Genomic DNA, 23,016 nt, shown 5'->3' on the forward strand with positions numbered 1-23,016 from the left:
GCCCGGTATCCCTGACCAGGTAAATTTATTTAATGCGTTTTTCTGCTTCTTTCAGTAATTGATCCAACACCAGACCTGGGTTGGAGAATTTGCGCGCCATGATCATCGCCGCGATGATATAAGGCTTCCAGCTGGCCTCCTTATAGGTGGCAATACGGTACTTCTCGAATACGCTGGCACAGACTTCCCCTTCACTGCAGGATACGTCGGTGATGTCTGCTGGCAGGCAGTGCATATAGAGCGCTTCGCCGCCTTTGGTCAGCTTCATCATCTCTTCGGTGCAGTGCCAGTTTTTGTAGTAGGCGTTTTGCGCCAGGCACTGTTGCTCCAGCGCCTTGAGGCCCGCGTGATCGTTGGCACGCAACAGATCGGTACGCTGCTCCATGACCTTGTACGGCGCCCAGGATTTCGGATAAACGATGTCCGCGCCTTGGAAGGCTTCGGCCATCGAGGTCACCTGCTGGAAGCTGCCACCGGAAGCCGCGGCGTTGTTCTTCGCCACTTCGATCACGTCTGGGATCAGGTCGTAACCTTCCGGATGGGCCAGCGTCACCTTCATGCCAAAGCGGGTCATCAGGCCAATGATGCCCTGCGGCACCGACAGCGGTTTGCCATAGCTGGGTGAATAGGCCCAGGTCATGGCGATCTTCTTGCCTTTCAGGTTTTCCAGGCTGCCGAAGTGCTCCTGCAACCAGGCCAGATCCGCCATGGCCTGGGTTGGGTGATCGATATCGCACTGCAAGTTGACCAGTGCCGGGCGCTGTGGCAGCACGCCCTTCTCAAATCCTTCATCCAACGCGGCACCCACCTCACGCATATAGGCGTTGCCTGCCCCCAGATACATGTCGTCACGGATACCGATGGCATCCGCGCAGAAGGAGATCATGTTGGCCGTTTCACGCACCGTTTCCCCGTGGGCGATCTGCGATTTACCTTCATCCAGATCTTGCTGCGCCAACCCCAGCAGGTTGAGCGCCGAGGCATAAGAAAAACGGGTACGCGTGGAGTTATCACGGAAGATGGAGATGCCTAAGCCACTGTTGAAAATCTTGGTGGCAATGTTTTCTGAGCGCATGGTTTTCAGCGATTCCGCCAGCTTGAGCACCAGTTCCAGCTCGTCACGGCTCTGTTCCCACGTCAGTAAAAAGTCCTTTTGATGTAAATTGGACTTTAACGCGCTTATTTCCTTAATTAACTGGTTAACTGTTCTCATCTTTGCCCCTAAATAGAGAGTGTGGTGGTGATCCGTTAAAACAAGTGCCTAACCTCGGAATAACAAATACGCTTTTTCAGCGTCTGGCTACAGGACAATCAATAAGCGTGCCAACAAGGGGAAAGTTAAGCTGTGTTACATAAAACTGCGGAGTATTATGATGGCGATCACATAAAATGGGGCTTTCAGGGCGGTTAAAGTGAATTTTACAGTCAGGGTGTTGCTGGCAAGGGATAATTCCCTGCAGCGTAAATCTGCCATTTATAATTATCAGCCTTTCTCGCAACCCAAAATGATAGGAATTAACGTGCAGTATCATTTTGATAATAAAATGTGATGCTAACAGCAGAATCTCTATTCTCTGTGGGATTAGCTTGATGACTATCAAAATATAGCTGGCCGTAGTGTATTATCGTTTCTTTTTCAATGACGATAACGGGAGACGCGTGATGATAGCACCGGCCACTGCCCAGTCGGCTCTTATGCAGATCCAACCGACAATTTTGCGCTTTACCAAGATGCTCTCCAGCGTGTTGCTGCTGGAGGTAGAGATTGTCGATGCCAACCTGGTACGCGTGGCAGGCACTGGCCCCTATGGCAAACAATTTGGCATCAAGCTCGGCAGCAACTCCTGGTTGTTGAAATATGTGATTGATACCAAAAACGAAAAAATAGTCACCCACTCCCGTTACGACCCGGTGTGCGAAGGCTGCACCAGCAAAGATGAGTGCCAGGAAAAGGCCTTCCTCGGCATTCCTATCCTGTTCCAGGATGCCTGCATCGGCGTGATCAGCCTGGTGGCCTTCACCCTCGAACAGCAGCAAAGGTTACGGGATAACCTGCAAGAGTTCTCGGGTTACGTGCGCAATATTTCCAACGTTTTCGTTTCCAACTTATTGGAGACGCAAGGCGGCAGCGGTGGCTTAAATAAAGTGCTTTTCAGCCTGATTGAAAATATGGATCAGGGGGTGTTAATACTCAATGAAAAGAGCCAGGTTAAGTTTGCCAATATGATGGCCTTAAAACAGCTCAATATGCCGCAGGAAAATATTATCGGCAAAACCTTTACTATTCGCGCCCTCACCTTCCAGCAAAATTACACCAGCGGACATCTGCAACATATTCTCTCCTTCGACGATAACCAGGAGATTATGATTGGCCAGCTGCATCAGGTTCAGGATCATCAATTATTTTTAATGGCTTTTCATCAGTCACACTCCTCATTTGACGAAACGCTGAGCCTGCAAGACCCGCGTATTGAGCAACTGGCGGGGGAAAGCAAACCGATGCGTCTGCTGAAGAGTTTAATCACCCGTATTGCCCCCAGCCCCTCCAGCGTATTGGTGGTTGGCGAAAGCGGCACCGGCAAAGAGGTGGTGGCGCGGGCGATCCATCGGCTGAGCAACCGCAACGATAAACCTTTTATCGCCATAAACTGCGCCGCCATTCCGGATCAGCTGTTGGAGAGTGAACTGTTCGGTTACCTGAAGGGCGCATTTACCGGCGCTTCGGCCAATGGCAAGGTGGGGCTGATCCAGGCAGCCAATCAGGGTACGCTATTCCTGGATGAGATCGGTGATATGCCGTTAATGTTGCAGGCCAAGCTGCTACGCACGGTTGAATCCCGTGAAGTGTTGCCGATCGGTTCCAGCAAGCCGATCCCGGTCGATATCCGCATTATCTCCGCCACCAACCAGAATCTGGAACAGTACATTGCCGAAGGAAAGTTCCGTGAAGACCTCTATTACCGCCTGAACGTTATCCCCATCACCCTGCCACCGCTGCGTGAGCGCGAAGGCGATATCGAACTGCTGGTGCACTACTTCCTCAGTTTGCACACCAAGCGGATCGGCATTATTTACCCCGGCATCTCGGCAGAGGTACTCGAGCTACTGCGCCGACACCGCTGGCCAGGCAACGTGCGCGAACTGAGTAATTTGATGGAGTATCTGGTTAACGTGGTGCCGAGCGGTGAAATCATCGATACCTATCTGCTGCCGCCTAATCTGACCCGTGGGCAACATCTGGAGGCTCGCGCCAGCGTATCTACGTATAAGGCCACAGAAAGTTGCGAAAACCACGATATGGCGGGTTTGGAGAGTATGGAGAAGCTAATGATTGAGGAGGCGCTGAGCCAGCATGCGAACAAGAAGGTGGTGGCGGAGAAGCTGGGGATTGGTATCGCGACGCTGTATCGCAAGATAAAGAAGTATGAGCTGTCTTCTCATTGAGGGGGGAGATTAATTGTGTGCCGGGCTGGCGCGTTTAGCTGGCTAGCCCAAGACCGTCCTTGTTTCTGCTATCAATATCTCTTTTCAAGGCGTATAGCGCTCTTATCTCAATCTGCGAAATGCATCGCATTATTTTTGCTTCAAAGAACCTCAATTTACATATGAAAACAACTGGACCCAATAAAACTACATATTGTAGTATTTACATCACATCGTAGTAAAATGTTCGGTATGTTATGGTTGTCTTGTGACATTCAGGAACCAAGACGACTATGGCGATCAGTAGCGAAGAACGTAATTTTTTCATTGCGTTGGGCAAACGCATTACCAGACTGCGCAAAGAACGCACCATTACTCAGACCGAATTGGCTGAGCAGTTGGGCGTTTCTCAACAGACAGTGCAAGCATGGGAGGCTGGCCGCCGTCGCATCAAGGTGTCTTCACTCCCAGACGTAGCAAACATTTTTTCGGTTTCGCTAGAGGAATTGTTTGGAGCAACGACGGAGTCTTCCCTCCGCGAGAGTGTCCCGACTCCGAAGTGGCAGCAGCAGATAGAAGCGATTGCTAATTTGCCGCAGGAAAAACAGCAGATAATTTCAGAGATGTTAAGCGCAATGATTGCACAGGCGCGTAACTAACTGATAAGTAACGCGGCGATAACGGGTTGCAGCCCACTATCGCCGCTCACCACAACAACTATTCGAGGTAGTTATCATGGCTAAGAGCGATTCTAAGTCAGGCACCCCCGTAAATAAAGCACCCAAGACAACACGCCATTACACCGTGGGCTATTCGCCCAACCGAGGTATCAAGAAGCCCGCGCCACAACTGATTATCAAGGGCTATTGGCTGGAAGAACTGGGGTTTTTAACCGGCCAGTCGGTCACGGTAAATATTGAACAGGGAAGATTGATTATTCAGGCGGAGGGGAATGTATGAACGGATGCGCTATTATACAGACAACCACGGGCGGGATTATTCCTGAGCTGATTATCGATAGCGAGGATATTACCAAGGCGGGGTTTTTGGAGGGTGCTGCATTTAAAATAGAACCGTATCAGGATGGGTTGTTAATAACTTTGATCTCTAATGAGGGAGAGATTAAGCGGTTATTATTGGACGTGGACGCTCCCCCATATATTGGCGTGGACTGGATACGGGATAACGGTGAACTGTATCTGGCGGGGGACTGGCTGACGCAGTGCGGTCTGACCGGGCAACCACTGGTGATCAGCGTGATACCCGGCCAGTTGGTGATTCAGGTACAGCAGGGTAATATATTGGCGTAGTAACAGATAAAAATAGCCGGGAAGATCTAGGGGAGATCATCCCGGCCCAACTATAGATATATCTATATAAAAATCATGCTCGTAAATCATATAGATCTTTTGCTTCCTCATCCATATCTAGACTACCAAGAGCACCAAGATCTAAACTATAAATTTTATCACTATTATCTTTTGAGCAAATAAAATACCCAAGATCACCATCTTGTCCTATTAAAAAATAGTCCGACCCAACCTCTTGTATTGTATACGTTTCATTTCTATCAATGACATCTAGATAATTAAATATATAAACAGAGCCTCCTTGCTTATTTTCTATCTCATAGACTTCTTTATCTTGAACTTCCTCAGATAAAAATTTCTTATACGCATTTGGTAATTTAACACCTTGACTCAACTCTATGCGTTCTAACTCTTCTAAAATTTTATCTTTATCCATATACAACCACCTTTATTATTAAAATGACAATGCATTAAATATCAAAGAACGGATTGAATTTGTTACTTTCCCTGAGTCCATCAAAATATTTATAGGCATCATTAAGGGCTCGTATTGCTTGTTTTACCGGAACTCCAGCTTTTAACATTTCGCTATAACTAGTATTGAACTCCTGCTTCAACGTTGTATCCTAACCACCAGGTAAAGCACGTCAAACTCATTGAGCCGCACTAATTTTAGCGTGAGGGCTACCAGATGCTGATTTCAATAATGTTGCTGGTGCAGAGTCTCGGTGAAATACACTATTTTTTTCTTGGTCCATGCATCCTGAATAGGGTGGTGACCTTGGACAAAACCATCAGTTTTGCTATTCGCATGTCCCGAAGCACGATTTACTCCTGGAGATAAATTACCATGGGGATCTACATCACCGGCTCTATAACCATTCGGTGCATTACATGTACTCAACCCAGCGGATCGATCCATCCCAGCGGGTTATGCACGTAACTATAAGGGTTCAGCCCCCCGCCAGCCCTATCGGGTCTGGGCACAGGCAACATCCCTCCTGCGAGTCCTACTACCGGTTCAGGTGGTACACCTCCGCCAAAAATGCATCGTACATATGAGCATTAATCACGCTACCGCCCTACCATGATAGTTTTTATCTGCACATAATAATTATATATCGGAGAGTAAAGTAGGCACAAACTGATTAAAGTATGGGAGCACCACCTAATTAAGAAACAGACTGGATACAGAATAACAGAAAACTGTAAATTAGCTGGCACAGAACAGTCTTTATTAGGCAAGTACTTGGTAGATACACGGTGATACCCGACAAGATGGTTATTAGACGTATGTTAGTATAATCGCAGACTAAAACCTGAAAAGATCCTTAAGGAATCTTTTCAGGTTAGTTTAAAAATAGATCCTTGTTGCATCAAGGTAATTTAGCTTTCACTTTCTTTAACACTCGATTAGGATCAAAGCTATAATCTTTGCAATATTCTGCAAGAGCTTGTTCTAGAGGGACAATTTTAAAACCCGTAAACCCATTATTTTCTATAGATAGTTTAACATCTTCATTAATGACCAGTCTTAAACCAATTACAATTTTAGAGCTAAGTTGAAAGACATCATAATCATTTAATGAAGAATTTTTGAAAATTATTTTATTAGGAACCAATGAACCACGAGTAACATCCAATAACATAGACTCTTTGTAATCAATGAAGTCATGAGGTGGGAAAAATACGTATTTATACGTCTTATCCGAAGCTATACTCTCGCCACAGCAAGAGATAGATAAGTTTTTAATATATTTCTCAGGCATCCTAAACTTAGAGATGATCTCCCACAGATTACTTGAAAAAATATGCCACTGCTCTTTTCTATAATCGAAAGATATCTCCTTATCTTCCTCTAGATTAAGAAAAATATCGTCAGGACAATTTTCATCCTCGATGTAATAAGGAAAATCATATTTTGACCCCTTAACCGGATACGTTTTATTTATATCAAAAACACCTTTAAAAAAACGCTCATTTTCTTTGTAATCATTCATTACCAAATATAAATTACTCATCGCCAGACTCTGATTAATAAAGTATTCCACATTTTTCATTAGCGCGATGTACGGTCTAGTGGTTATTCAGGTTCAGCAGGGTAGCAACAAATAAAATGCAGGAAAGGTCATTTGTGAGGTTTCCCGATTGCGTATTCTTCCAAATTTTTGATAGATTTTTTTAATTCCGAAAATATTTTTTTTGGATGGTAAGGTTAAATATCTAACTGCTTTTACCTTTAAAAATAAGGAATGTAATACTTTAATTAAAAAAGTTAGATTTTAAGCCAAGATAACTTATCTCTAGAGAATCATCTCATTTAAAACCGGAATAAATGACCTTCCGGTTTTAAACACTTAGAAAAAATCAAGCGTGGCTCTATCCATAAAAGTAATCCAAAAAACCATTAAAATTATCAACGCCAATCACTGGTTCTATGTCCTCTTTCAGCCTTTTAACAAACGCATTATTTAAGCCATTATCATCAGCAACATCAAAGATATTAAACTCCCCATAAACAATCTCTATTAATTTGGCTAGTGAAAATAGATAATCAGATAAAGAATCCGCTATCTTAAACGGCACACCAACATCATAGTTAGCATAAATAGACGTTCCTAGATGAGTAGTTACAGCTATAATAGGTTTTCCACCTCCTACATCATCCATAAATACAACATAATCATCCGGCCAACTAGGATTCACTGATACACTAGTTGAACTTTTTATCCATTTATATCCATATTGTGCCTTCTCTAATACGTCCATACTAAAAAATTTAATCGGAGTAAACCCCGTTTCAATTTTTACGTTTCTGGGATCATAGTTATTAAAAAAATATTCGAGTTCTTTAGAACAAGCCAAGCCATTAGGCCACTTATTTTTGACCTCGTCCCCCCTCGTAAACTCACCTTGAATACTAAATTTATCATGAGCACGGGATAATGCTAAAATTGATTTTTCAAGATCATTCATATATTTCCTCCTAAATATTTAATATTTGTCATTTAACTGCTTTGCAGTAGCCAAACGATCTATTAATCGACCTTTCCCTGGCGTATCATAGTTCCCTCTATGACCTTGATTACTATATAAATGCTCATCAAATCCACTTGGATGATTAGCATTTTGTAGGAATACAATGTTTCGTGCATCCCCTTGCCATGCGGTTCCTAATGCTCCATTACCTTTTACACTGTTTATATGGTGACCAGTGTATCCTTGTTCAGACATAATCGAGGCCAATTGTTGATTATTTTTTGTATTCAAAATAATCTCTCTCTCTGCTTGGGACCAATTTCGAGACCCACCACCGGCACCTACAAGAACTCTCTCTTCGCCCCATGCCCTGTTTATAGCTGTACCTCTTGAGCCAGCCTGCGGAGTTATAGAACTACGCGGCTTATATCTTATTAAATCTTCCGGTTTAAGTCCTAAGTAATCTATCCATGCTAACGGATTAGTAACATAACCATAAGGGTTACTCCCCCCCGACAGCCCTATCGGGTCTGGACACAGGCAACATCCCTCCCGCGAGCCATATTACCGGATCAGGTGGTACACCTCCGCCAGAAATGCATCATACTTGAGGGTCTCAATCACGCTACCTTCCTACCTTGATAATATTTACCTGCACAAAACAATTTTAAATCAGATGGTTACGAAAATACAAACTGACTTAAGGTGACCCTCCAATAAGGGCATAGACTGGATATGGGATAGCATAGCCCTATCTGACTGGGCAACTACTGATGATCAACGTGGTGTCCGGCAGGGTGGTGATTTGAATACGCTTAGAAAATTGCAAAATGTACAAGCTGCTTTTGTTATTTCCAACCTAGAAGCACGAATATTAATATCCCTATAAGATTCTTAACTAAAAACATTAATCAAAAATGGTCTGATACATACCAGACCATTCTGAAATTTATTTCAAAATTATATTTTATTATACTTTATACTATTTATAAGCTCTTCAAGATTGCTAGTTAAATTCACTTCCTTATTGGATAATGCTGGAGCAATGTAATGAGAGAAAATCTTCATATAGAAAGATGCTTTTTTTATTGCATCGAACCTGTTGGTAACTATACTTTCATTGCGATACAAAACAGGCTGTCCTTTCCCACTTTTCTTAAAATAGAAGTCTACATCATAAAAGCATACAGGAACTTCATCTAAAGACCCCTCATCAAAAAGTCGGCACCCTACTGAAACAACTGCACTAATATTTTCACTAGTTGATAATGGATATTCTGTTCGTGAAATAAACAAGTCTTCGCCAAAGAAATGATCTTTAACCAGAAACAATTCATCTGTGGAATCTATATTCTTGAAGTCTGACGGATCCACATCAAACATATTGTTTTTTTGCACAAACCAAGAGGATGGAACATAAAATCCAGCCAGTGGAGGATATTTATTGAATACATTTATTTCATTCATCACATCTCATACCTTACTCAAGTAATCGAAATATTTCTCAGGTGCAATTGGATGTCCATGGAATTCGTTTGTGCTCTTTGTAACCTCAACCCTCATATACTGTGTCGGTTTCCCATTGTTATAGCCAATAGTTCTTCCAGCGTCGTATATATAATAGTCAGACCCGCCACTCTGCGGAGCATAAGTTCCATGTCGGAGAGCTTCTTTTTCTAGTTGATTTCTAAAACTAGTGGCCTCTTTTGAGTTCATACTGCCTTGAACCTTTTCATTCCAGTATTGAGCAGGCCCTTTATTACTAGATAATTTAATTGCTTCAGCCTGTGTTTTGGCTTTCGTATGTTTATCATACTCAGCAGAACTTGAATGATGTCTTCTCTTCCTATCTGCTTTAGGGCATCCTGTCAGCCCTAATGGGTCGATCCAGGTCAGTGGGTTATGCACGTATCCGTACAGCCTCTCGCCCCCCGCCAGCCCTATCGGGTCTGGACACAAGTACTGCCCGGTATCCACATCATAATAGCGATAACGGTTATAATGCAACCCAGACTCGGCATCCGCATACTGACCCGCAAACCGTAGATTGCAGGTGACCTTATCTTCGTCGTTGGCCGCTTGTTGCCACAACTCGGTTTTACCCCAGGTACTTAAACGATCTGCCCAGACCATCTTCCCCTGTTCGTTGAGCAATTCACGTGGAGTACCCATGTGATCGGTGACGACATAATGGAGTTTGCCCTGTTCATAGCGGGCCACCGGTGCTAACGAACCAGGGGTATACAACCAGTAGATACTCTGCTCGTAGGCAACGGTGCCATCGGCATAGATAGGGGCTTCCTCTATCAGTTGATCACCACTCCACAGGTACTCATAACCGTGCACCACAGCGCTAGCTGGTGGAGTAGCTGATTCAGGCAAATCAAACAACGTAGAAATAAATGGCTTGCTGTCAACTAACCGTAGTTTTCGGATGCGCCGCCCAAAAGCATCATAACCATAGCGCCAACGTTCACCTTTCGGCGTCATCAATTCCGATAGCTGATCCTGTTCATTCCAGCGGTAGCGCCACACCTGCGGACGAAACCCTTCTTTAAGCGTTCGTTTTTCAACCAACCTTCCACCCATATCGTAATGATATTGGCAGTTACCACGGGATACGACACGGCCTGCCCGCTGATGTTGTTGGTCTTGCTGTAATGCAGCCTCAGCCCCACGAGGCATACGAGCATGCAATGTGACGTTCAGGTTAGCGTCGTAGGTAAACTGCTCAATGAGCGGCAAAACGCCAGCAAAATTGGCTCGAACTATCTGGTCATTGAGATCATATTGGTACTGCGTCTTACCCCAACGCCCATCATCAATACCCACCACGTTATAGGCCCGATCATACTGCCAACTTCGGTTGACTGCGCTACCATGCAACGCAGGTGTCATCGAATCTGGTGTCACTAATTGCTGCTGGAACAATGGGGAATTGCGTCCTGCCGCCTGGTTGGCCAGCAATCCCACTGAAGTATAATTACAGGCTTGGATAAATCCTGCGGCACTTTCGCGCACGGTTTCCCGACCTAACTTGTCGTGTCGGAAATGTAATGGCTGATGGCCCGCAAGCGTTAACTGCGTCAGTTCCCCCTGAAGACCGTAGTCAAAATCAAGCCCGAGCTCGCCAACCAACCGAGAACTTGGCGTGCCGTTTAGCGTGTCCCACTGATGCTTAATCTCTCGTCCATTCAAGCGCTCGGCAATCAGTTGGCCAGCATCATCATAATCAAACTCAACAACGGCTTCTGCATTTTCAGCTTTTAGTAAGCGCCCCTGTTCGTCGTAGCTATAACTCACCGTTGCAACCAGCGTGGAACTCAATTTATCACTGCGCCATGTCTGTTGAGCCAAGATCTGATCACGCGGCGAGTATTGCCAACTGATCACGCGACGATCGGGGTAACGCGCCCAAATGCGTCGCCCCACAGCATCGTATTGATATTGAATGGTACGCCCGGTAAAATCGGTTTCCGCAATGACCTGTCCGGCCAAATCACGCGTATAGCGGTAAGTTTCACCTAGTGCATTGGTGACACCATCAAGACGGGTTAGCTTGTCATAGCTAAATGTCAATTTCTGCCCATCAGGACGAATAAGGCCTGTCAGCAAATCAAAACCACCGTATTCGTAACGGGTAGTTTTTCCTGCGCCATCGGTTATTGCCGCTATGCGTTTTTCACTGTCATAGGTGATCGCCTGCTTAACGCCATCAGGCAAATAAACCTGACTGACACTGCCTGTCGGGCTAGCATGCTGAGAGCTATATGCATAACGGGTGATGTGCCCTAATGGATCTTGGCTGTCTTTTAAGCGGCCAAAGATGTCCTGATTTAATAGCGTAACACCGCCATCAGGCGCGATAATCTCACTGATTTGATGCTGCGTGTTGTAACTGTAACGCCACTCTGCCCCGTTAGGCAGGATCTGACGTACTAATCCCCCCAACTCGCCATAACGATATTCTTGCCGTAAACCCTGCGGATCAACAACACTGCAAAGTTGTCCTTCATCACCATAGATAAATTGCCAACCTTTACCATCCGGTAAGGTGCTATTCGTGACCTGCCCAAAACCATTGTACTCATAGCGATATATTTCACCCGTAGGGATCGTAATCTGCTCTGTTTCTCCATATTGATTAAGCTGGAACTCTACCTTGCGTCCCAGGGCATCCGTTTCAGAAAGTTTGTTGCCGAACGCCCATTCAGTCAAATGTTCCCGCCCCAGCGGGTCAATTTCACGGATCACCTGACCATCACTGTTATACCAAAAACGGGTGCATCCTCCCTCCGCATCCAGATAGGTTGTGCATTGGGCGGCATCATCGTAGATAAAACGATCCTGGTAATGCCCGCTAGCGGTACGTGTAGACAGTACTCTGCCCTGCGGGTCATAGAGAATATAAGCGTCGGTCTTATCCGTATCATGCCAACGGGTCATGTAACCGGCAGCATTATACTCATGATAAAGGTGGGTGAACTGGAATGTATTACATTCGGCCAACAGGCCAGTGGCAGCATAACAGCATTTAACCAGCCATTGACGTTGAACCGGTGTAATCAATTCAATCGCAAGCAATTGTTGTTGCTGATAACTGAGTACAAGTGAATAACCGTCGCTATGATCAATGCATGAAAGCTGCCGTTCTTCAGAATAGCGAAAACGAATTTTATTACCGAAACGATCGCTGATGGTAGACAAGCGGCGAACATTCCCCTGCGGTTCGGCAAAGCTCAGGATCTGTTGTGTTTGTCGATTAAAAATATGCAATACACCACTACGTTGGCCATAGAGCAGATAATGACCTTCGTGCAGATTGATAGCCTGAACGTCATCATCGTCTTGTGGGGCATCGTATGTCAGCAGTACACCTTCATGGTTGCGAAAACGAATGACCGCGTCTTCAAGGATCAAATGCTGAGACCAATCATCTGCCCATTTATCGCCAAAACTGCCAGTCAAGTGACCACTGGAACGATAGAGTCGGGTAAGCGTCAGTGGCAATATTCCCGGAATATCGATCATCGGCCACACTTGGAGAAAATCCCCCGTTGCCGCATCCACAGGCTCACCGGGTTTGGTGCATTTGTTATTACTGCAACCTTCAGCTTCAGAAGAGGTTTTTGGTTTGCTACCCTTTTTCTTCCCTCTGGGTATCGGTAGATAACTGGCGACGATAGTCACCCAGCGCAGGGCTGAGTTTCGGCTATCTTTAACTTTGAAAATCTGTGCCGTTTCTGTGGTTTCAACAATGGTTGCCGCAGCGCTATTGATGTTAGCATCACAAGTGGTACGGTGCCCTAAACGGGCAATTTGTTTGCCATTGGCGTAGACCGTTTTCGCCCCTTCCGCGATAACCGGCGGAGGACCTGGATGATCGCTACACACGATAGGATCGCCTACCCGAGCCACCTTCTTCCCTTCAAAATACACGTTGGGGGAACCGTCGATAATCGTGCCTTTGTTATCACCGTATTGCCCCATCACTGCGCCAGCTGCGGCGACACCAGCACCAACAAATCCCCCTGCGGCTGCTGCGGCTGCAACAACAACCAAAGCAGCGCCACCGGTAGCAACCACCAATGCCCCAACAGCAACGGCAGCAACCGCTCCGAGCAATATTCCGCCTAATGCCCCCCAGGTACCGAGGTCTTTCTTTTGGTGCGCAATAAAGTCACCCATACGCGCCGGAGCATCTCCCTCCGTTGCCACCTTTTTCCATCCAAGGTACTCGGCAATGGCTGTACCTGCTTTTTCGCCGACATAGCTACCCGCTTGTGCGCCAACGTAACCAGCAGCTAACCCGACGGCGAAAGGTGCCCCTGCACCACTCGCGACGGCATAAGCTCCCATACCGACAGTCACCGCACTGTTTACTTCTTCGCTCTCCATAAAGTTCAGAGCTTGTTCGTTAAAAGACTCCGCGCCGCCTTCGTTAGTATTCGGTGGTGATGCCCCACGCTGTTGTTCCATCACCTCTTGACGAACGGCAGAGCGCCCGCCAGCAGCACCTGCGCCTGACCATACTCCTTGTGCAACACTCATCGTCCGCTCCTGTTACTTTGTAGCCGTTTTTTCTGCCGTGGCCGGTTCCCGCAATTGGAATGTACTCATCAACGTGGTTATTTGTTGCCGCTGTTCATCCGTCATATATCCTGGGATCGTGGCAGTGAAAACCAACACTTTAGGAGTGACATCAAGCAACATCATTAATTGATGGATCGGCCCTTGTGGTGATGACCAACTAAATTCAGAGGTTGCCGTATCTCGGGAATCCAACACCCCATTCTCTTGATTAATCTGCTGGTAATTTTTCAACTGTTTTGACAGGCTGGATATCTCACGCTCAGCAAACTGACTGAATGACATTCCCCATGGAATAACGTCTCTGGAAATGGTAAAACTGATTCCGCTTTGGTCGTTATCGGCTGCACTGAGCACCAGCACACTGAGATCTTTCCAAGCTGTAGGTAGCTCAATAGCACCTTCGTTAAATTGAAAAAGGGATAAATTGTCTGATGCAATCATTTATACATATCCTTATGTCATAATTAAGAGATTTTCATAACCACACGCCCATTAGAACGCAAATTAACTAAGTGTTACAGTGAGATCTCCTGCCCTTTTAAATGAGCAGGAAGTCGTCAATAATAGCCGGTGCTATTTAGCATCATCGGCATTGTATCCGTACTCACCTCGCAGCCCTCTATTTACTTATCCAGCGAATAAGCCCCACATTACTTCATTAATTTCTCAATCTCCAACCTGGTATACATTTTCAGGATGAATTATATAAGCAGTGATATTGGAAACACCATCATTACTATATGTTTGCTTGACCACTTTCATCTTTGCGTTACTTGTGCTCAAATGATAGTAATTAACCATCTGTTTCCCACCCCATTTATTTCCATCAAACGAGAATATAATTTTACTCCTTGTCGTTTTGGTATCCAAAATAGGAAACAGCTCTGCGTAGCTCGTTATTTTCCCATTATGAGTAAAGATAATTTTTACACCTACATCCTTGTATAGGGTGTATGGTACTTTTATTTTATCCTGGATATAGCTTTTACTGACGTTGCTAAAAATATAAGCATTATCCCACTTAGGTAATGGAAGATCGTTAAGATCTATTAAACACTCATGACTGTTAGCACACTTCGACTCAATAAGAGTGAAAATTTCCTTTTCGATATTCATATCATCCCCCATCCCGCATCCACTTAGCATATAAAGAAAAGATAGAAAAAAAACTCGTTTGAAGATCATTTTGAATTCCCATTTTTATCAAGTGTACTTTGGTGCTCCTTTAAATAGTCATACTTTTCTTTAGAAAGAGTGGTTTTTTCGACAACATACTTACCATCAACGTTTTCTTTAACAGCATATAATCCATTTTGATGAAATTCATCCAATACAGAAGACGAGAGCTCTTGCATATTTTTCCCGCTATTGCTTTCACCTATACCACGACCAATTTGATTATTTAACAGATCTGTTACTTGGTCAGCATCAGCCATCGTATTGAAAGTACGGTTTGAATCCATAAATGCAGTGGGGTTAACCTCATGCGAGTCACCAACTTCTTTGGCAATATCCACACCGTGTTTACTCGTAATGCCAGCTTGCCATACAGTATGACGAAATGCATTGACCTCAGTACCTTCTGTGCTTCCATTTGGCTGAGTATATTGCAACGCATTCTCTCCTGTTCCTGTGCTAGCAAAACGATGCGCGACCGTAGAGATGTTATTATTCCCTTTTTCAATTTTACCGATATCGATAGCTATCAAAGGATGTTTCGCTGCAAACAACATTTCTTTATTATTAGGCTCATAACCATCATATTTTACGTCTCCCTTTTCTGGAGCGATCCCTGCGTTAGAGTTGACTCCCCCGCCAGCAGGAGCTGCAGCACTTCCTTCTGCCGCCCCCTCACCAGCAGGAGCAGCGACAGCACCTTCAGCACTTTCCTCACCAGCGGGAGTAGAAGAGGCACCTTCCGTACCTCCCTTGTTCAAGTGAACAACTGCCCCATCAACGTATACCCCACCCGCATCCAGCTGTATGCACGAACCACCAAATGTAATCTTTATGCTGCTGGTCGTCATCTTTATTTCCCCGGCCCCCACTTTCAGCGTGATGTCGTCTGAGGACTCATAAAGCTGTGTTCCTGGGCCACTCTTACCTGCTTTAGCTTTGACCTGAACCTGATTAGCACTGGTGCTACGCATGGTACAAATGGTTTCCGTCAGGCCACCCTGCTTTACGGTTTTGGTTTCGTTACCAGCAAGAATATTTAGCGTCCGGTTACCTGATTCGACGGTAAGAGACTGATCGTTTTTAACCGTCGTACTCATATCCTTCTGGGCATGCAAAAACAGCCCCTCGCCGCCCTTGGCATCCTCGAACCGCAATTCGTTGAAGCCCTCGCCCTTATGGGTCTTGGAGCGGAACGCCATCTGGGTCTTGCTGGCAGGCAGCGATCCCGGCGGGATATTGTTGGCGTGATAGGTACGCCCGGTGACGATCGGTTGGTCCGGATCCCCATGCAGGAAATCAACTACCACTTCCTGGCCGATACGTGGGATGGCCAACATCCCCCAGCCCTGTCCGGCCCACGGTTGGGTCACGCGGATCCAGCACGAGCTGTTGTCGTTGCTTTTACCGTAGCGGTCCCACAGGAATTGCAGGCGGATACGGCCGAACTCATCACAGTAGATTTCTTCCCCGGCTGGACCCACCACCATCGCGATCTGTGGGCCGTCCATGCTCGGTTTCGGCATCGGCGTCGGTCGCCAGGTCTGGGTGTGCGGCAGGAAGACGAACTGGTTGCTCAGCGTGGTGCCTTGCCCACCAGACTCCTGCTCCAACGCCTGAGGCTGGCTGCCGCTGTGCTGAATGCTCAGCAGTTGCCACTGGTGGTTCAAATCGCCACGCGGGTGGCTGGTCAATGTAAACAGCAGGCCTGGCTGCAGGGTAAAGTCATTACTCTGCCCTTGCCCCAGATTGGCATCGTTGCGCAGGGCTTCCAGGCGGTAATGGGTAAAGGCCTTGCCGTGCTGTTCGTCTTTAAAACGTCCAGGGAAGTCGAAGTGTTCGTAGTCTGGCCGTTGGTTTTGCAGCTCGCTGGCCTGCTCATTAAAGGCCGCCGACCACTGCGGGTTTTTAAAGGTGTAATCCTTCAGTTCCACCACGGCGGTACGCACCTGTGCGCTACGGGTGAAGGTGGTGACACACAGCTCCAGCGCCTGAGAGGCTACGCCTGGGTTATACGGCAGCACAGCGCCCTGCGGCAGGGTGCCCACGTCATCGGTATAAACCACGATGTTTTTGCCTTCGGGGTATTCGAAGTAGTAGAACATCCCCTCTTCGGCGGCCAGCCGCTGGATGAAGTCAAAATCCGATTCCTGATACTGCACGCAGAACTCACGGGCCGGGTGGGGATTGCGCAAGCCAAAGGCAAAATCGGTGATGCCGTTCTCTTTCAGCAAGGTGGTAATGATGCTTTCGATGCTCTGCTGCTGGAAGATGCGCGAGTTGCGCCGCAGCGTGGTGCGCCACAGTGCCGGGCGGATCACCATGCTATAACGGGTCTGGTGCAGGCCGGTATCACCCTGTTCAAAACTCGCCACCATGCCGGTGATGCTGCGTTGCACTACCCCTTCACGCTTGATCACCAGCGTCGCATCTTCATCCAGCACCGCGGCAAAGTCGATGGCCGGATCGGCACTGGCCAGGCCCACATTCAGCACGAACGGTGAGGAGAGCATCTCGGTCAGGCTGAAATCCACCACCACAAAAGTCTGCGGAGGCAGGTTCGCCGTGGAGAGCGTAAACTGCAACCCGCTCGGTTCCGCACCGCCCAGCAGGGCACTGGCAGCCGAGGATGCCATCGCCGTGGCGCTGCCGCCGCTGGCAAAGTTCATCGGCTTAACGCCCGCAGATGAGGCCATGCCCGCGGCACTACCACTGCTGACAATGTTCATCGGTTTCACGCCTGCGGATGAGGCTATGCCCGCTGCGCTCCCACCACTGACAATGTTCTTCGGATTGATGCCTACGGATGAGGCTATCGAACCGGCCTTTTTGGCAATGTCCGCCGCCTGCGATACCACCTTGCCCGCCTTGCCGCCTACAGCGCCAGCCGCGGCTCCCACCATATCCACCACCTGATCGCCACTGACTGACGGCGTCTCCGTGGCCACAATGTTCTTCGGCTGCACGCCCCCCTTGGGGGCGTTTTTCTTATCATCAGCAAACATATCTTTTCCTTCCTGGAGGTTAGCGGGCAGATGCTGCCTGCTGCGTGAGTTGGTGATAGCGACTGAGCAGTGCATTCCAGCGCTCGTCTATCTGCTTGAGCAGCACCGGTGAAGCCGGTTGTTGTTGTTCTACCGAAACCGCCAACTGCCGCAGCAACTCTTCCAACGGCGTTTCACGGTTCAGTTCACTTTGCATCTGATAAACCTGCGTTTTCAGATAGGAAAGCGTCAGGCTGCCGCGTATTTGTTCCTGTTCAAGCAGCTTGTCCGACAGCGCCTGCAAGCGCTGCTGCACCTGGAAATAGCTGCTGTCGGCCCGCTCGTTACCGAGCCGCGCCTGTAACAGCCGTTGCCAACGCTGGCTTTGGGCGATTTGCTCCGGATCTGTCGGCCACAGCTGGTTAGCCAGCGCCACCGAGGCATCGGCGGTATGCAACCCGGCCAATGGAGAAAGGTTTTCCAGGGTGTTCAGTTGCTGGCCGTAGCCGTCCAGGGTCGGTTGCGCCAGCCACAGCTGTACAGAAGCTTCCGGGGTAGCGGCCAGCCCCGCCAGTCGCTCCTGCATTGGTTTGACCTGCATCAGGTAAGCCGCACCGGCGACCACCAGGCTGCACAGCACACCGCCGCCAAAGCCCCAAGCCGTCGCAGCGCGTTTGGCCGCTTTAGGGATGACCGGTGGTGGCGGTGCAAAACGCACTTCCACATTGGGCAACGGTTGTTCTATTGGCTGTGGCGCGGGTTCTTCGTAGGCCGGTGGAGGTTCATTCGCGGCAGGTTTTGCCCCCGAGAATAAGGTGCGGATTGGCTCCGCTTCGGGCACCGAGAGATACACCATCGAGGGCATCTTCAGCGGTTGCGCTGGCGGCTGTTTGGCCGCTTCATGGGCGGCTTCCAGCCGTTTGGCGGTGTTCTGCATCAGGTACAACAGGTTCTCAATGCGCGGTACGCGCTTGAGCTCGACCTGCTGCAGTTTGTCGCACAGCAGTTGCAGCGCCCGCTCGGCGCGGTACACCAGGCGCAGGTCGTCAATGCCGAACTCGTGCTGGCGCAGTTGGCTACCGACGCGGGCGTTGAACCATTCCAGTATTTCCGAGCGGGCCTGCGGCTGCTCTGGCCACAATCGCTCCCATTGGCTGACTACCATGCCCGCCAACAGCTCGCAGCTCTCGGTAAACCCGGCCAGCCCGTGCCTTTGGGTACGCGCCAGGGCGTAGTACACCGTGGTTTGCAGATCGACTCCGTTGGTACGGAACAGCGTCAACGCCAGGGACTCAATCAGGCGCCAGTTAACCTCTGGCCGCGCCGGGTGGTTGATCTTGTTGATCTCTTCACGAATGGCGCTGAATTCCGGCCAATGGCGCGGATCGCCGCCGGTTTGAATGATGATATTTTCTGAGGCTTCGCTCATGCGGACTCATCCTTAAAGCGTCTCTCTGCCAAGCGCGGCAGAGAGACGGGATAACAACGATTAATACAGCGTGTCTGGCAGGGTGAACTTGCTGAACAGACCGCCAGCGAACGGGTTGTCGGACTCATCCACATGGATGCGGTAGGTCATCTCGCCGCCGTCCACCTTGAAGCGGACGTCGAACGAGTTGGTGCCGACGTTGGTCAACTCACCGGCGTTGATCAGCCGCAGCTGTGCCCAAGGGCCGCTGAAGGTGATACTGCGCGGGGACTTGCCGTTTTCATCTGGAACCAGCGTTACCTTGCTTTCTACCCCGGCCCGCATGGAGTTAGGCCAAACCAGATGCACCATGTTGCTACGGCCATGGGCGTAATCCAGCAACTGCCCATCCAGGTTCAGCACGCTGCGGCGTTTGTTGCCGCTCAGCACCACCGGTTCGATGGCGAACTGGGTGCCCAGGCCGTTTTGTGCCGAGAAGAAGGTTTCGCGGATCTTCTGCGCCTGTGCCAGTTGTTGCAGCACGTCTGGGCGGATTAACAGTTGCCCGTCGCTGCCGCTGCTCAGGTTGTTATCCACGAACGGCTTCAGGTTCTGCTGGTAGAAGCTGTCCAGGGTGCCTTTCGGGCCGAAGAAGCGTTCAAACTCGCTCAGCGGCACGTCCTGCTGCGACTTAGGATCGAACGGATAACGGCCAGCCAGGTAGGTGTGATACTGCTTCACCACCGTCTCGTTCCACTCGACTTCCAACGATTGGATGGCTTCCATCATCACTACGCGCCAGGCTTGTTCGGCCAAATCCCCTACCCAACGGTTCAGCGGTTCCGGCAGGTTTTTCGCCAACTGCTGAACTTCGAAGATCGGGTCGCTGCTGTTTTGATCCAGGCGCAGCTGTACCGCCTTCATGGCCGCTTTACCCGGTGCCGGTGAGTTTTGGATCGCCAGCAGGTAACGGTGCAGTTCGGTCAGTTTTTGGTAGACGCTTTGCAGCACGCTGCCTTTGTCACCGTTCTCCACCAGCACGCCGGTTTCCGGCGCGAACTCGCGGTTGACGCGGCCCAGCAGTTGATAATCGGATTTTTGCATCAGTTCCTGGCGTTCTTTACCCTGCAACGCGTCAGGCACCGCAGGCAGCCGAGTGTTATCACTCAGCGTCTGCAAGGCACGGCGGAAAGGCTGCTCACCGCTGATCACCTGCTCGATGGCACTGATCGCCTGCGGCAGATCTTCAAACTCACCGACCGACAGGTTATTCATCGCCGCACGCCAGGTGGCGGTATAGTCACCGATATACTGCTCGGTCACCTGCCGCTGGATCTCTTTGCGATCCGCCTCGCTATACTCGACGTTTTTGCTGAGATCCAGCACCCAGCTGTCCATCACCGTCAGATCGACCAGTTGGTCATTCTGCTTGGTGAAGTAGTTCTGCAAACCGTTGCGCGTCAGGAACTGCGGCACCACCAGCAGGCGATCGTTGTTGGAGATAAAGATGTCGTCAAAGCTTGCACCGATCTGATCGCGCAGGTTCAGGGCCGGAGGCAGTGCTTCCTGTGCCTTGATGCGCAGGTTCTGGTAGACCCGCTGATAAATCGACAGCTTGCTCAACTCGCGCTGTGCCAGCTGGATCGGCTGGCGATATGGGATAAAGTTCTTGATGGCAATCTGATCGCCACTTTCCCGCGCGGCACGCCAATCGGTGTGCTTAAGCGCATAGTCCAGATGGCCCATCAACTGCTGTTGCAACTCGCGCTGGCCGTTAAACTGCTGGCTCCAGCGATCGCCCATAAATTGTTCCACCAGCGCTATATTGCGGCCACTGCCGTCTTCCAGCATGCGCATCACGCGCAGGATCTCGAGTTTCTCTTCGCTGCCTGGAGGCGCGGCATTCAACTGCTCCAACAGGCCACTCATCAACGCCGGAACAAAGCGCTGCTGCAACAGTTGCAGATAGGTGCTTTCCACGTAAGGGCCGATGTTGTTGCCTTGATACAGGCCCATGTCCGCCAACAGGCTGTTGCGCTCATGGTAGTTGCCATAAGCCAGCGTGGCGTCACGGATCGGGTTCAGCAACGGCAGCTGCAGGTTGCCATAGCGATCGTCACCCTTCGGCGTCGGGATGGAGAGGAAGGTTTTGGCCTGGGCAAGGACCTCTTGTCCGGCACGGTAGTTGCTCTGATAGTAGTATTGCCAGCAACCCCACAGCGTCAACGCCACCGCGGCCCCCACGCAGGAGAACACCATCAGGCGTTTTCTGGAGTTACGCAGCCACAGGCCGTTTTCGCCCGCCAGATTCGGTTCCGCCAGCAACACCTGATTAAACAGCTCTTTGGTGAAGTACGGGGTCGTTTCGGCGACCGGCCAGGTTGGGAAGGCCTGCGGCGACAGGTGATACTGCACGGCGGCAGACTGGGTAAACACGTCATCCATCTGTCCGCGCTGTTGGGCAGAAGTCAGGTAGATACCGCGCAACAGCGGCTGCTGATGATCGCCGCTGTAGAGGATCCCCTCCAGCAGTTGCACCACATACTCTTGCAGGCCTTGCATCTGGCGGGTAAAGCTGAACAGTTGGCTACGCTGCCCGGCATCAACGCCGTTGAGCATCATGTCTGGCATCGCACCGTTCAACTGGGCGATCCATTGTTGCCAGAACTGCTGCAACTCTTTGCGCCACACCTCCGGCTCGGCGGCGTTCAGGCTGAAGGTCACCCCCAGCACTGCTTCGCGTTGTGCCTTATCCAGCGTCTGGTACATCGCTTCAAACCCGTACAGCAGGTCCAGTTTGGTAAACACCACGTACAGCGGCAGCTGGCTATGCAGCGCCTGGCGCACATCCTGCAAACGCTGATGGAGGCTGGCAATCATGTTTTCGCGTTGAGCCTTGTTCGCCGTCAGCAGTTGATGCAGATCGACGGTGAGGATCAGGCCGTTCAGCGGCTGGCGTTTACGGTGTTCAACCAACCAGTTCAGCAGGCTTTGCCATAGGCGGCTATTGAGCGCCGCTTTGCCCACTATGGACAGCGTTGGCTGCTCGATCAGCTCACCTGCCGGATCGATCAGCACCGCCTGTTCACCCAGCCAGCAGCGCACGCGCAGCTCACCGGCGTCTTCCACGCTGGTCAGTTCCGGGCTGGCGATTTCGGTCAGCTTGTAGCCTTCTTTGATCAGGGTGCTTTTGCCGCTGTTGCGGGTGCCAATCACCATGTACCAAGGCAGACGATAGAGATAAGCCGGGGTATTCAGCCGCCGTTGCAGCTGCTGCTTCCAGACGCCCAAATACTGGTCCTGCTGTTCGATATCGGCCAGGATCGGATCGTCGACCTGCGTTTTGGCCTGCAGCTGCAGCTTTTCCAACTGCTGTAAACGCCGCACCATTTTGAAGGTGAGCCAGCACACCGCCAGCAGCACGACCAATGCAGTCACCAACCAGCGGCTCAGCAAAGGTTCGAACGGTTGGTAATCCTTCAGCTTCCATTCCGGCCCGTAAATCCAGACCCAAATCAAGCCGATACAGGCCAACAGCGCCAGTACCACCGGCACCGAGGCTTTGATGCGCGGAATGGCCGGTCTGGCAAAATGAATAAATGAGGGCAATTTCATGCGTTAACGCTCCTGTTCCCTTCCCTGG

Annotated in this window: 16 protein-coding genes and 4 pseudogenes; 4 read left to right on the plus strand and 16 right to left on the minus strand. The window is 49.4% G+C overall.

What is annotated here, in order from left to right; genetic code table 11:
* Window positions 1-25: 25 nt before the first annotated feature.
* On the minus strand, window positions 26-1,213 hold the full coding sequence (ygeW, locus tag ACX9GU_RS16500) for a knotted carbamoyltransferase YgeW (protein ID WP_021804807.1): 1,188 nt from the start codon (window positions 1,211-1,213) through the stop codon (window positions 26-28).
* 452 nt (window positions 1,214-1,665) lie between these two features.
* Here ygeW and ACX9GU_RS16505 point away from each other — a divergent pair, with 452 nt between their 5' ends.
* The 4 genes from ACX9GU_RS16505 to ACX9GU_RS16520 all read left to right on the plus strand — a co-directional run bounded on the left by ACX9GU_RS16505 (window position 1,666) and on the right by ACX9GU_RS16520 (window position 4,733).
* Window positions 1,666-3,444, plus strand: coding sequence for a sigma-54 interaction domain-containing protein (locus ACX9GU_RS16505; RefSeq protein ID WP_473195201.1), 1,779 nt, complete (start codon window positions 1,666-1,668; stop codon window positions 3,442-3,444).
* Window positions 3,445-3,716: 272 nt separating this feature from the next.
* The gene (locus ACX9GU_RS16510) at window positions 3,717-4,082 is read left to right on the plus strand and encodes a helix-turn-helix domain-containing protein (RefSeq protein ID WP_473192252.1); all 366 of its coding nucleotides are present in this window, start codon (window positions 3,717-3,719) and stop codon (window positions 4,080-4,082) included.
* 76 nt (window positions 4,083-4,158) lie between these two features.
* Window positions 4,159-4,383 carry a SymE family type I addiction module toxin gene (locus ACX9GU_RS16515; RefSeq protein WP_473192253.1) on the plus strand — a complete coding sequence of 75 codons (225 nt, stop codon included), beginning with the start codon at window positions 4,159-4,161 and terminating at the stop codon, window positions 4,381-4,383.
* Between the two features lie 182 nt (window positions 4,384-4,565).
* Window positions 4,566-4,733, plus strand: coding sequence for a SymE family type I addiction module toxin (locus ACX9GU_RS16520; RefSeq protein ID WP_473192254.1), 168 nt, complete (start codon window positions 4,566-4,568; stop codon window positions 4,731-4,733).
* Between the two features lie 73 nt (window positions 4,734-4,806).
* On the opposite strand, the gene ACX9GU_RS16525 is transcribed toward ACX9GU_RS16520, so the two are convergent.
* From ACX9GU_RS16525 to tssM, 15 genes and pseudogenes are all read right to left on the minus strand, one after another.
* Window positions 4,807-5,169, minus strand: a complete 363-nt coding sequence (locus tag ACX9GU_RS16525) for an SMI1/KNR4 family protein (protein ID WP_473192255.1) — start codon at window positions 5,167-5,169, stop codon at window positions 4,807-4,809.
* Between the two features lie 34 nt (window positions 5,170-5,203).
* Window positions 5,204-5,491, minus strand: a pseudogene (locus ACX9GU_RS16530) (hypothetical protein).
* 145 nt (window positions 5,492-5,636) lie between these two features.
* A pseudogene (locus tag ACX9GU_RS16535) lies at window positions 5,637-5,731 on the minus strand (RHS repeat domain-containing protein); the annotation flags it as partial.
* Between the two features lie 378 nt (window positions 5,732-6,109).
* Window positions 6,110-6,784 carry an Imm43 family immunity protein gene (locus ACX9GU_RS16540; RefSeq protein ID WP_473192256.1) on the minus strand — a complete coding sequence of 225 codons (675 nt, stop codon included), beginning with the start codon at window positions 6,782-6,784 and terminating at the stop codon, window positions 6,110-6,112.
* A gap of 328 nt (window positions 6,785-7,112) precedes the next feature.
* Window positions 7,113-7,709 carry a hypothetical protein gene (locus ACX9GU_RS16545; protein ID WP_325980381.1) on the minus strand — a complete coding sequence of 199 codons (597 nt, stop codon included), beginning with the start codon at window positions 7,707-7,709 and terminating at the stop codon, window positions 7,113-7,115.
* An 18-nt stretch (window positions 7,710-7,727) separates the two neighbouring features.
* Window positions 7,728-8,003: a hypothetical protein gene (locus ACX9GU_RS16550; protein WP_245209384.1), complete on the minus strand. Its 276-nt coding sequence runs from the start codon at window positions 8,001-8,003 to the stop codon at window positions 7,728-7,730.
* Window positions 8,004-8,042: 39 nt separating this feature from the next.
* Window positions 8,043-8,252, minus strand: a pseudogene (locus ACX9GU_RS16555) (RHS repeat-associated core domain-containing protein); the annotation flags it as partial.
* Window positions 8,253-8,672: 420 nt separating this feature from the next.
* Window positions 8,673-9,182, minus strand: a complete 510-nt coding sequence (locus tag ACX9GU_RS16560; protein ID WP_473192257.1) for a hypothetical protein — start codon at window positions 9,180-9,182, stop codon at window positions 8,673-8,675.
* A 3-nt stretch (window positions 9,183-9,185) separates the two neighbouring features.
* Complete coding sequence (locus tag ACX9GU_RS16565; protein WP_473192258.1) at window positions 9,186-13,763, minus strand: RHS repeat-associated core domain-containing protein; 4,578 nt, start codon at window positions 13,761-13,763, stop codon at window positions 9,186-9,188.
* Window positions 13,764-13,775: 12 nt separating this feature from the next.
* On the minus strand, window positions 13,776-14,246 hold the full coding sequence (locus ACX9GU_RS16570; protein ID WP_473192259.1) for a DcrB-related protein: 471 nt from the start codon (window positions 14,244-14,246) through the stop codon (window positions 13,776-13,778).
* A 225-nt stretch (window positions 14,247-14,471) separates the two neighbouring features.
* Entirely contained in the window at window positions 14,472-14,921 is a 450-nt protein-coding gene (locus ACX9GU_RS16575; RefSeq protein WP_473192260.1) for a hypothetical protein, read from the minus strand.
* Between the two features lie 65 nt (window positions 14,922-14,986).
* Window positions 14,987-15,955 (minus strand): DUF6973 domain-containing protein, encoded by a 969-nt coding sequence (locus tag ACX9GU_RS16580; protein ID WP_473195202.1) that lies wholly within the window; start codon window positions 15,953-15,955, stop codon window positions 14,987-14,989.
* A 27-nt stretch (window positions 15,956-15,982) separates the two neighbouring features.
* Window positions 15,983-17,677, minus strand: a pseudogene (locus ACX9GU_RS16585) (type VI secretion system Vgr family protein); the annotation flags it as partial.
* Window positions 17,678-18,005: 328 nt separating this feature from the next.
* Window positions 18,006-19,394 carry a VasL domain-containing protein gene (locus ACX9GU_RS16590; protein WP_473192261.1) on the minus strand — a complete coding sequence of 463 codons (1,389 nt, stop codon included), beginning with the start codon at window positions 19,392-19,394 and terminating at the stop codon, window positions 18,006-18,008.
* A gap of 60 nt (window positions 19,395-19,454) precedes the next feature.
* Window positions 19,455-22,988: a type VI secretion system membrane subunit TssM gene (tssM, locus tag ACX9GU_RS16595; protein ID WP_473192262.1), complete on the minus strand. Its 3,534-nt coding sequence runs from the start codon at window positions 22,986-22,988 to the stop codon at window positions 19,455-19,457.
* Window positions 22,989-23,016 lie beyond the last annotated feature (28 nt).

It is taken from the genome of Serratia sp. K1WW1, assembly GCF_055790865.1.